Annotated in this window: 11 protein-coding genes; 2 read left to right on the top strand and 9 right to left on the bottom strand. The window is 73.7% G+C overall.

Annotated features, from left to right (window positions below; all coding sequences use genetic code 11):
- Window positions 1-258: 258 nt before the first annotated feature.
- Window positions 259-1386 (top strand): lytic murein transglycosylase, encoded by a 1128-nt coding sequence (locus HPC71_RS02035; protein WP_253943867.1) that lies wholly within the window; start codon window positions 259-261, stop codon window positions 1384-1386.
- 18 nt (window positions 1387-1404) lie between these two features.
- Here HPC71_RS02035 and HPC71_RS02030 read toward each other — a convergent pair whose 3' ends face one another.
- The 3 genes from HPC71_RS02030 to HPC71_RS02020 are packed head-to-tail and all read right to left on the bottom strand — an operon-like array spanning window position 1405 to window position 3576.
- A complete protein-coding gene (locus tag HPC71_RS02030; protein WP_216656513.1) occupies window positions 1405-2802 on the bottom strand; it encodes an HNH endonuclease in 1398 nt (465 codons plus the stop codon).
- 36 nt (window positions 2803-2838) lie between these two features.
- Window positions 2839-3111, bottom strand: coding sequence for an NUDIX hydrolase (locus tag HPC71_RS02025; RefSeq protein WP_154612913.1), 273 nt, complete (start codon window positions 3109-3111; stop codon window positions 2839-2841).
- A gap of 27 nt (window positions 3112-3138) precedes the next feature.
- On the bottom strand, window positions 3139-3576 hold the full coding sequence (locus tag HPC71_RS02020) for a hypothetical protein (RefSeq protein ID WP_154612912.1): 438 nt from the start codon (window positions 3574-3576) through the stop codon (window positions 3139-3141).
- A gap of 179 nt (window positions 3577-3755) precedes the next feature.
- Here HPC71_RS02020 and HPC71_RS02015 point away from each other — a divergent pair, with 179 nt between their 5' ends.
- Complete coding sequence (locus HPC71_RS02015; protein ID WP_154612911.1) at window positions 3756-4100, top strand: antibiotic biosynthesis monooxygenase; 345 nt, start codon at window positions 3756-3758, stop codon at window positions 4098-4100.
- A 24-nt stretch (window positions 4101-4124) separates the two neighbouring features.
- Here the strand turns inward: HPC71_RS02015 and hemB are convergent, their stop codons facing one another.
- The 6 genes from hemB to HPC71_RS01985 form a co-directional block, all read right to left on the bottom strand.
- Window positions 4125-5132, bottom strand: a complete 1008-nt coding sequence (gene hemB / locus HPC71_RS02010) for a porphobilinogen synthase (protein ID WP_284438251.1) — start codon at window positions 5130-5132, stop codon at window positions 4125-4127.
- A complete protein-coding gene (locus HPC71_RS02005) occupies window positions 5129-6793 on the bottom strand; it encodes a bifunctional uroporphyrinogen-III C-methyltransferase/uroporphyrinogen-III synthase (RefSeq protein WP_154612910.1) in 1665 nt (554 codons plus the stop codon). The genes hemB and HPC71_RS02005 overlap by 4 nt, the downstream gene beginning before the upstream one ends.
- Window positions 6790-7764 carry a hydroxymethylbilane synthase gene (gene hemC, locus HPC71_RS02000; RefSeq protein WP_171896007.1) on the bottom strand — a complete coding sequence of 325 codons (975 nt, stop codon included), beginning with the start codon at window positions 7762-7764 and terminating at the stop codon, window positions 6790-6792. Before hemC ends, HPC71_RS02005 begins: the two co-directional genes overlap by 4 nt.
- Window positions 7761-9080 (bottom strand): glutamyl-tRNA reductase, encoded by a 1320-nt coding sequence (locus HPC71_RS01995; RefSeq protein WP_154612909.1) that lies wholly within the window; start codon window positions 9078-9080, stop codon window positions 7761-7763. The genes hemC and HPC71_RS01995 overlap by 4 nt, the downstream gene beginning before the upstream one ends.
- Window positions 9077-9742, bottom strand: a complete 666-nt coding sequence (locus HPC71_RS01990; RefSeq protein WP_171896006.1) for a redox-sensing transcriptional repressor Rex — start codon at window positions 9740-9742, stop codon at window positions 9077-9079. Before HPC71_RS01990 ends, HPC71_RS01995 begins: the two co-directional genes overlap by 4 nt.
- Before the next feature lie 183 nt (window positions 9743-9925).
- Window positions 9926-10189 carry a glutaredoxin family protein gene (locus tag HPC71_RS01985; protein WP_154612907.1) on the bottom strand — a complete coding sequence of 88 codons (264 nt, stop codon included), beginning with the start codon at window positions 10187-10189 and terminating at the stop codon, window positions 9926-9928.
- Window positions 10190-10200 lie beyond the last annotated feature (11 nt).

Genomic DNA, 10200 nt, shown 5'->3' with positions numbered 1-10200 from the left:
ACGCGGTGTTGGGCAATCTGCCGTCGGGCCGCTGGGGAGGCGGCCCGACGTCCCACGAATCGGACACAGGCGTAACCCCGCTGTGCCAATCTTCGTTGTGGACGTCACACCCGGCGGTCGAGGGAGAGCCGACGGGTAGACACCAGAACCGGGAGTGAGCCCCTTATGTCCGCAAAGCGATTCGGTCGCTGGCAGCGCGCGACGGCCCTCGTGCCCCTCGCCGTGCTCTCGACCGCGTGGACCGCGAGCCTGGCGGGCGTGGGAGCCCCCGTCACGGTGGCCGCGGAGACGCCCGTGTCGAGGTCCCTCCCGGACGGCACCTCGGTGCCGACGGAGGCGATCGAGGCACCGGCGAGCGTGTCCTCGGGGTCGACCGGTTCGGTCGCCCCCGGCGTCGAGGGCGACACCAGCGAGGTCGTGCGCACCGCCTCGACCAATGCGATCCCCTCCGCCGCGCTCGCCGCCTACCAGCGGGCCGAGACGGTCATCAACTCCGCCGACGAGACGTGCAACCTCTCCTGGCAGCTCGTCGCCGCGATCGGCCGCGTCGAGTCCGACCACGGTCGGTACGGCGGCAACTCCCTCGACGACGAGGGCGTCGCCCGCCCCGGCATCTACGGCATCGCGCTCAACGGCAAGAACAACACCAAGGCCATCCGCGACACCGACGCCGGCCAGTTCGACAACGACGCGGTCTGGGACCGCGCGGTCGGGCCGATGCAGTTCATCCCCTCGACCTGGTCGGTCGTCGGCGTGGACTCCGACGGCGACTCCCAGCGCAACCCGCAGGACATCGACGACGCGGCGCTCGCGACCGCCGTCTACCTGTGCTCCGGCGGCGACGACCTCTCCACCGACAGCGGCCAGCGGGCCGCGGTCTTCCGCTACAACCACTCCAACAGCTACGTCTCGCTCGTGCTCGGCATCATGGAGGCCTACCTCGAGGGCGACTTCATGTCGATCCCGAACGGCACCGTGGCCGCGGGCGTCATCGCCCCCTCCCCCGCCCCGGTCGCCCCCGGCCCGGGCCAGGGATCCGCGGACGGCCCCGGCTCCGGCCCCGACACCGTGATCACCCCCGCCCCGGGGACGAGCACGGCGCCGCAGCCGTCCACCGCGCCGGCGCCCCAGCCGGGCACCGACGGCGGCAGCGACGACGAGGGCTCCGGTGACAGCAAGGGCGACGGCCCGAAGGGCGGTCTCGGCATCCCGGGTCTGCCGACCCCGTCGCTCCCGCCGCTGCCCTCCACCGGCATCGACCCCGTCGACGGCATCCTGAGCTTCGCCCAGGCGGTCGTGCAGTGCACGCTCGACGGCTACATCGACAACATCTTCAAGAAGGACGACCCGTTCGACCAGTGCGTCAAGGGCTACATGAACCCCTGACCGGTCGCTGATCTCGGCTCAGGTGGCGAGGACGTAGTGCCGCACCCGCAGGGGCGGTCGGTCGTGGACGTCGACGAGGACGGGCGGGCAGGTGCGATGTCGGTGGCCGGTCGGGGTGATGGTCTCCACTGAGCCGTCAGGTGCGAGACCGGCTCGCCACCCCGGCGCCTCCTTGGCCAGGTTGCAGGCCTGGCACAGGCCCTGGCCGTTCCTGCCGGAGGTGGGGCCACCCTCCGTGACCGGGTCGACGTGGTCGATCTGCCGGATCGGGGCGTCGCACCACGGGGTGCGGCACACCTGGTCGCGGAGCCGGACGAACCTGCCCAGCGCCTTCGGGAAGGCGCGGGCCCGGGAGTCCATCGCGACGAGCTCGCCGGTGGTCGGGCTCGCGTAGAGCCTGCGCAGGTGCACCAGGGCCTCGTCGGTGTCGACCGTCCCCGCGAGGGTCGCGTCGAGGACCACCCGCCCGAGCTCGGCCGGCACCCAGCCGAACCCCTCGACGTACGCCGGGTCCTCGGCATCGCCGAGGACGCTGCGGTCGGTCATCACCAGGCCCAGCTCGACCTTCGCGCCCGTGGTCGCCTCGTGCGCGCCCAGGACGGAGTCGACCAGCGTGTCGGCCATGACCTGGCCGCGGGTGCGGTCCTCGCCCGCCGCCCGGGCCGACTCCGCGGCCCTCGTCAGGGCGGCGTAGGCGGCGACGCCGTCCTTCACCGGCAGCAGGGCGGTCAGGTAGACCATCGCGTCCGGCGCGGGCCGGATCGTGACGCAGCGGTCGGCGTGGGCCCGACGTTGTCGCTTCACCACCGCGGCCGCGTCGAGGCGGGCGGCGTGCCTGCGGCAGGACGAGGCGATCTCGCGCTCGCCGCACCGGTCCAGCGCGCCGGGGTCGGCGGCCAGCAGCCGGTCGACCTCCAGCCGGTCCTCGACCTCCAGGCACGCGGTCTCGCGCAGGGCGAGGCTGACGCCGTGCTCGGTCACCTTGCCCTGCCTCCAGGCGGCCCACAGGTGGGGCATCTCCGCGGCCACGAGCTTCGCGATCCCCAGGTGCCGCTGCCCGCGGTGGTGGGACTCCTTGCGCGCCAGCGCCACCTGGGCGGCCACCCCGCGACCCCGGACGGCCGCCGGCACGCCGGCCCGCGCCTGCACCTCTCGCTGCGCCGCGTCGAGCTCGCGCGCTAGCGCCGCCTGCGCCGCGGTGGCCACGCGGACGAGGTCCTCCAGCGCGGTGATCGAGTCGATCCGGTCCGCGTCGTCCAACCCGGACGGGAGCTGCAGCGCAGCCGTCAGCTGCTCGCGGACGTGCGCGATGCTCGAGGCAGCCAGCATCCCGGTCTCTGCGGACGCCGGAAAGTCGAACATATCTTCGATTATACGCTCGACGTCCTCGATGCGCCAGGGGTCGGCGACCCGCATGTGGACATCCGCCCGGCTGCGTGTGCCGCCGCTCGCTCATCCAGGCCGAGCGGACAGCACGGTCTCCAGCAGCGCCCGCGTCATGTCGGTCAGGTCGAGGTCGGTGATCGCCTCCGGCTCGACGAACACGATCTGCCGACCCTCGCGACAGTCGATGTCCCCATCGGTCAGCTGCATCTGCGTGACGAAGAGGTCGACGTGGTCCTCCCCGTGGACCGCGCACGGCACGACGTGGGACCCCAGGGAGACGAGGTCGTCGCCCGCGATGCCGGTCTCCTCCGCCAGCTCGCGCCAGCCGCGCGGGTCCAACCACGCCCACCGGCGACGCGATACCCGTCACGGTGTCGGCGGGCCGCCCGTCGGCGGGTCCACTCGATCGTGCACGAGGACGGCCTCGGGGAAGTCCTGGATCTCGTGCCCGAGTCCATCCACGTCGGAAGGGCCGGGCTGCCGATCCCCGGTCCTCACCTCGTGGAGCCGGCGGTCGAACTCGTCGGCGGTCAGCCGCCCCAGGTGGTCCTGGTCGTAGATCGCGTCGAAGACGATGCCGCCCGCGCGGGTCGCCCAAGCAACGTCGACGGCGACCGCGTCGGTGAGGGAGAGCACGATGCCAGGGGTCCCCGAAGGGATGTCACCGGCGCTGGAGCGATCGGTGGCATCGGCGAAGTACTCGACGAAGTCACCCCGGAGGAAGTGGTTCTTCCTGGGCAGACCACTGGGCGGGAAGGCGTGCTCAGCGGGACTGGCGCCAGCGAGGCTTCCTGGTCCGTTCACCCACTCAGTGTGCGCCAGAGACGACGGCGATCGCGGGCGCTCGGCCCACCCGGATGGCGGGGCAGGTGCCGATCCGCGGGACGACGTCATGCCGCACCGTTGGTCGACAGGGCCGGGTCGGCCGTGGTTCCGTGGATCCCACCCCGACTCGGGGGCGAGGAGCAGCGAGGGAGCTCGGGATGATCCTGCGACGGTGGCGTGGCGCGGTCCGCGCCGAGGACGCCGAGGCGTACCTCGCCCACCAGTCCCGGACCGGGATCCGGGAGTACCGCTCGACGCCCGGCAACCTCGGCGCCGTCGTCCTGCGGCGGGCATTGGACGACGGCCTCGTCGAGGTGGTCACCCTGTCGTTCTGGGAGTCCATGGACGCGGTACGACGCTTCGCCGGCGCGGAGCCGCACGTCGCGGTCTTCTACCCCGGCGACGACGACCTGCTGGTCGAGAAGGACCCGCACGTCGACCACCACGAGGTGGTCGACGTCGACCTGGCCGACGCGCTCACCGGGCCCCGCCCCGCCCCCTGACCGGGGTCGGGGCTGGCCCGACGATCAGGAACGCAGCAGGCGGGCGGCCTCGGCGGCCCAGTAGGTCAGCACGATGTCGGCGCCGGCGCGGCGGATCGAGGTGAGCGCCTCGAGGATGGCCGGCTCGCGGTCGATCCAGCCCTGGGCGGCGGCGGCCTCGAGCATGGCGTACTCACCGGAGACGTTGTAGGCGGCGACGGGGACGTCGACGGCGTCGCGCACGCGACGGACGACGTCGAGGTAGGACAGCGCCGGCTTCACCATGACCAGGTCCGCGCCCTGCGCGACGTCGAGCAGCGCCTCGCGGACGCCCTCGGTGCCGTTGGCGGGGTCCTGCTGGTAGGTCCGGCGGTCCCCGACGAGGGAGGAGTCGACGGCCTCGCGGAAGGGGCCGAAGAAGGCCGAGGCGTACTTGGCGGAGTAGGCCAGCACCGAGACGTCGGTGTGGTCGGCGCCATCCAGGGCGGCGCGGACGACGGCGACCTGCCCGTCCATCATCCCGCTCGGGCCGACCATGTCGACGCCGGCGTCGGCCTGGGCGAGCGCCATCTCGGCGTACCGCTCCAACGTCCGGTCGTTGTCGACCCGGCCGTCGGGGGTGAGCACGCCGCAGTGCCCGTGGTCGGTGAACTCATCGAGGCACAGGTCGCTCATCACCGTCAGCGCGTCGCCGACCTCGGCGACCACGTCGGTGATCGCCAGGTTCAGCACGCCGCCGGGGTCGACGGCGCCCGAGCCGGTGGCGTCCTTGGTCTCCGGGATGCCGAAGAGCATCACCCCGCCGAGCCCGAGCTCGGCCGCCTCGGCGACCGCCGCGAGCAGCGAGGAGCGCGAGTGCTGCACCACCCCGGGCATCGAGGAGATCGGCACCGGCTCCTCGAGCCCCTCGCGCACGAAGAGCGGCAGCACCAGCTGCCGCGCCTCGAGCGAGGTCTCCGCGACCATCCGCCGCAGCGCCGGCGTCGTGCGCAGGCGCCGCGGGCGGACGACGGGTCGCAGGCCCGGGGCGAGCCCCTCGGCGGCGTCGGTCACCGCGAGGAGGCCTTGGTACGCCGGGCGGCCGGCTTGCGCTCGGACGGGCGGGTGACCGGCTGGCCGGCGTCGACCATCGACTGGCGCCGCGCGGCACCGAAGTCGGCCAGCGCGTCGACGAGCACCTCGACGTCGGGCTTGGGCGCCATCACGTCGACCCGCAGGCCGTGCTCCTCGGCCGTCTTGGCCGTCTGCGGGCCGATGACCGCGATGACCGTCGACGGGTGCGGCTTGCCGGCGATGCCGACGAGGTTGCGCACGGTCGACGAGGAGGTGAAGACGACCGCGTCGAACTTGCCGGTCTTGATCGCGTCGCGCACCGGGGCCGGCGGCGGGGTGGCGCGGACGGTCCGGTACGCCGTGACGTCGTCGCACTCCCAGCCGAGGTCGACCAGGCCGGCGACGAGGTTCTCGGTGGCGATGTCGGCGCGGGGCAGGAAGACCCGGTTGATCGGGTCGAGCACCTCGTCGTACTCCGGCCACACCTCGAGCAGGCCGGCGGCGGACTGCTCACCGGTCGGCACCAGGTCGGCGCGCAGGCCCCAGGCGGCGATGGCCTGGGCGGTCTTGTCGCCGACCGCGGCGATCTTGAGCCCGGAGAAGGCACGCGCGTCGAGGCCGTACTCCTCGAACTTCTCGCGCACCGCCTTGACCGCGTTGACCGAGGTGAAGGCGATCCACTCGTAGCGGCCCTCGACGAGGCCGCGGACGGCCTTGTCCATCTGCAGCGGGTTGCGCGGCGGCTCGACCGAGATGGTCGGGACCTCCTCGGGCACCGCGCCGTAGCCGCGGAGCCGGGTCGACAGCACGCCGGCCTGGTCCTTGGTGCGCGGGACGAGCACGCGCCAGCCGAAGAGCGGCTTGGTCTCGAACCACGACAGCGTCTCGCGCAGGTCGACGACCTGGCCGACGACGATGATCGCCGGCGGCGCCATCCGCGCGGCGCGGGCGTCGGCGGCGATGTCGGCCAGCGTGGAGCAGACCGTGGACTGCCCCGTGGTGGTGCCGACGCGGGTCATCGCGACCGGCGTCTGCGGGCTGCGGCCCGCGGCCACGAGCGCCTTGGAGATCTCGCCGATCTGGCCGACGGCCGAGAGCAGCACGAGCGTGCGGTCGTCGGCGTACTGCGCCCAGTCGACCTTCTCCCCGCAGGTCACGACCGCGACCTCGCGGTGGTCCTTGGTGGTGAGCGGGATGCCGGCGTACGCCGGGACCGCGCTGACCGAGGAGACGCCCGGGACGATCTCGAAGCCGATGCAGGCCTTGGCGCAGGCCTGGGCCTCCTCGGGCCCGGAGGCGTAGATGAACGGGTCGCCGGTCATCAGCCGGACCACGCGCAGGCCGCGCTTGGCCTGCTTGACGATGACCTTCGCGCGGGCGGCGTGGGTCAGCGGCTGGCCGTCCTCGCCGAAGCCGCCGTCGACGATCTCCGGGCCGACCTGCTGCTCGGGGTCGGGCTCGACGCCCTCCACCGGCTCGGGCAGGCCGAGGACGGTGCGGACGAGGGAGACGTGCTCGGGCGCCTCGGTCACCACGACCTCGGCTTGGCGGAGCAGCTCCGCGGCACGCACGGTGAGCAGGTCCGGGTCACCCGGGCCGCTGCCGACGAACGACACCCAGCCGGGGGTGGTGGTGACGGGGGTGGTCTTGCCTCGGGTCATGCGTTGCGCACCTGTTCTGGCTCGAGTTGTGGCTGGTCCTGCTGGTCGTGCTGGTCGAGGTCCCCGGCTCCGTCGGCGAGCATCTCGCCGCCGAGCCGGGTGCCGACGCCGACCGCGTCGGTGGGCGATCCCGATGCGGACATCCGCACCGAGAGCGCCCCGTCGGGGGAGAGCGCCACGGCTCTGACCCACAGCTCTTCGCCGTCCTCGCCCTCGACGACCTCCGCGAGCGCACCGATCGGGGCGGTGCACCCGCCCTCGAGGGTCGCGAGGACGGCACGTTCTGCATCGACGGCCGCACGGGTCGCCGGGTCCTCCAGCGCGACGAGGCCCGCGAGCAGCGGGTCGTCGCTGCGGCACTCGATCGCGAGGGCGCCCTGCCCGGGGGCCGGGAGCACCTGGAGCGGGTCGAGCACCTCGGTCACCTCGTCGAGCCGCCCGATCCGGGCCAGCCCGGCGCGGGCGAGGACGACGGCGTCGTACTCCCCGGAGCGGACCTTGCCGATCCGGGTGTCGACGTTGCCGCGCACCCCGGCCAGGTCGAGACCGAGGCCGAGGGCGTGCAGCTGGGCGACCCGCCGGGGCGAGCCGGTGCCGACGCGGGAGCCCACCGGCAGCTCGCCGAGGGTCAGCCCGTCGCGGGCGACCACGACGTCGCGGGGGTCCTCGCGGGCCGGGACCGCGGCCAGCGTGATGCCGGGGGTCGGGTAGGTCGGGATGTCCTTGAGGGAGTGCACCGCCACGTCGACCTCGCCGGCGAGCAGCGCGTCACGCAGCGCGGCGACGAAGACCCCGACCCCGCCGGACTCCGCGAGCGGGATGCCGGAGGCCTGGGTGCGGTCGCCGTCGGTGCGGACCTCGACGAGCTCCACCTCGCGGCCGAGCCGCGCGCGGATCATGTCGGCGACGTGGCCGCTCTGCGTGGTCGCCAGCAGCGACGCGCGGGTGCCGACGCGGATCGGGGCGCTCACGAGAGACCCTCCGGACGGGTGACGGCGGTGACGGCCTCGGGGTCGAGGGCGAAGAGCTCGGCGAGCGCGGCGGCGTACGACACCGCGCCGGCCTCGTTGGCCAGCTCCTTGACCCGCACGGTCGGCTCGTGGAGCAGCTTGTCGGCCACCCGCCGCACCGCGTGCAGCACCTCGGTGCGCACGGCGGGGTCGAGGTCGGGGAGCCGGTGGTCGAGGCGGGTCATCTCCGCGTCGACGACCGAGGTGGCCATCGAGCGCAGGGCGACGACGGTCGGGGTGACGCTCGCGCTGCGGCGGGCGGCGAGGAACGCGCCGACCTCCTCGGTCACGATGCGCCGCACCTCGAGCACCTCGCGGCCGGCCTCGGAGGCGTGCAGCGCCTCGGCCAGCGACGCGAGGTCGACCAGGGTCACGCCCGGCAGGTCGGCGACCGCGGGGTCGACGTCGTGCGGGAGGGCGAGGTCGACGAAGGAGATCGGCTTCTGCACCGGCCGGGAGGCGACCATGTCTGCGGTGACGAGCACGCCGGTGGCACCGGCGCAGGTCACGACCAGGTCGGCCTCGGCCAGCTCGGCCTCGAGGTCGGCGAGCACCACGGGGCGGGCGCCGTGCTCCTCCGCGAGGCGCTGGGCGCGCTCGGCGGAGCGGTTGGCGACCACGATGTCCGCCGCGCCGAGCCGCGCGACGGTCGCGGTCGCGAGACCGGCCATCGCGCCGGCGCCGACGACGACGACGCGCTTGCCGGCGACCGAGGCCCGCAGCGCCGTCGGGCCACCGGCCTGGGCCGGCTCCCCGCCGACCCGCTCGAGCGCGGCGGTGACGAGCGAGGGCGCGGCCCGGTCGATGCCGGTCTCGGCGCGCGAGCGCTTGCCGACGCGCAGCGCCTGCTGGAAGAGCACGTTGAGGGCGGAGCCGACGGTGCCGAGCTCCTGGCCCATCCGCAGGGCCTCGCGGGTCTGGCCGAGGATCTGCCCCTCGCCGACCGCCATCGAGTCCAGCCCGGCGGCCACCTGGAACAGGTGGGAGACCGCGCCGTCGTCGTAGTGGACGTAGAGGTGCGGCAGCATCGCCGCGGTCGTCTCGCCGGCCCGCTCGACCAGGAGCATGGAGAGCTCCTCGACCGAGCCGTGGAAGCGCTCGACGTCGGCGTAGAGCTCGAGGCGGTTGCACGTGGCGATCACGGTCGCCTCGTTGACGTGGGCGCACGTCGAGGCGTCGTGGACGAGCTTGGGCACGTCGTCGCGCGACATGGCGAGCCGCTCGAGCAGCGCCACCGGCGCGGTGTTGTGGGAGATCCCGACGACGAGGACGCTCATGCGGGCTCTCCCTGGGCCTTGCGCTGCTCGTGGTAGGCGAGCACCTGCAGCTCGACGGACAGGTCGACCTTGCGGACGTCGACCCCGGCCGGCACCGCGAGGACGCCGGCCGCGAAGTTCAGGATGCTGGTGACGCCGCACGCCACCATCCGGTCGGCGACGGCCTGCGCGGCGACCGCCGGGGTGGCGATGACGCCGATGGCGACGCCGTGCTCGGCGACGATCGACTCGAGGTCGTCGAAGGGCCGGACGTTGATGCCGGCCACCACCTCGCCGTGGCGGCTGGGGTCGGCGTCGAGCAGCGCGACGGTGCGGAAGCCGCGGCTGCTGAAGCCGGAGTAGTTGGCGAGCGCGTGCCCGAGGTTGCCGATGCCGACGATCACCACCGGCCAGTCCTGGGTCACCCCGATCTCGCGGGCGATCTGGTAGCGCAGGTAGTCCACGTCGTACCCCACGCCGCGCGTGCCGTAGGACCCGAGGTAGGACAGGTCCTTGCGCAGCTTCGCGCTGTTGACGCCGGCCGCAGCCGCGAGGGCCTCGCTCGAGCAGGTGCTCGTGCCGGCCTCCGAGAGCGCCGTCAGCGCACGGTGGTATACGGGGAGTCGCGCCACCGTGGCCTCGGGGATGTCCCGAGCGCTCTCGGTCGAAGTCCGTGCGGTCACGTGCAGCTCTTCCCAGCCATGCCGCGGCGGGGGCCGTGCCGGGCCCGGATTCGCTCAGCGGCTCCGCCACTGTAGGAGTTTGTGAACGGGAGAACAAACTCCGACGGCGACCGTCCGGCCACGCGGCCTAGCACATGTGAGAAGGCCAACACGCACGGGGGTGCCGGCCGGTCGGCGAGCGGGTCAGCGGCCGCCGAGGGCCGCTCGCAGCCGCGCCTCGTCCACGCGCCAGAACGTGTGCTGCCGACCGTCGACGAGCACCACCGGGATCTCCTCGCCGTACCGCTCGAGCAGCTCGGGGTCCTCGAGGATCGACTCCTCGACCCATCCGACGCCGAGGTCCGCGCAGACCCGCTCGACGACGACCCGGGCGTCGTCGCACAGGTGGCAGCCCGGCTTGGAGTACAGCGTGACCCGCGGCCCGCTGCTACGACGGCGCAGCCTCATCGACCGGCCCT

Origin of the sequence: Nocardioides marmotae, assembly GCF_013177455.1 — a bacterium.
Classification (GTDB): domain Bacteria; phylum Actinomycetota; class Actinomycetes; order Propionibacteriales; family Nocardioidaceae; genus Nocardioides; species Nocardioides marmotae.
This window is presented reverse-complemented; position numbering and strand designations above follow the sequence as displayed.

Bases quoted from the DNA above. Each gene is read 5' to 3' on its own strand.
- HPC71_RS02030 (WP_216656513.1), bottom strand. From the start codon at position 2,802: ATGCGGGTCGCCGACCCCTGGCGCATCGAGGACGTCGAGCGTATAATC.
- HPC71_RS02015 (WP_154612911.1), top strand. From the start codon at position 3,756: ATGATCCTGCGACGGTGGCGTGGCGCGGTCCGCGCCGAGGACGCCGAG.
- HPC71_RS02005 (WP_154612910.1), bottom strand. From the start codon at position 6,793: ATGACCCGAGGCAAGACCACCCCCGTCACCACCACCCCCGGCTGGGTG.
- HPC71_RS01995 (WP_154612909.1), bottom strand. From the start codon at position 9,080: ATGAGCGTCCTCGTCGTCGGGATCTCCCACAACACCGCGCCGGTGGCG.
- HPC71_RS01985 (WP_154612907.1), bottom strand. From the start codon at position 10,189: ATGAGGCTGCGCCGTCGTAGCAGCGGGCCGCGGGTCACGCTGTACTCC.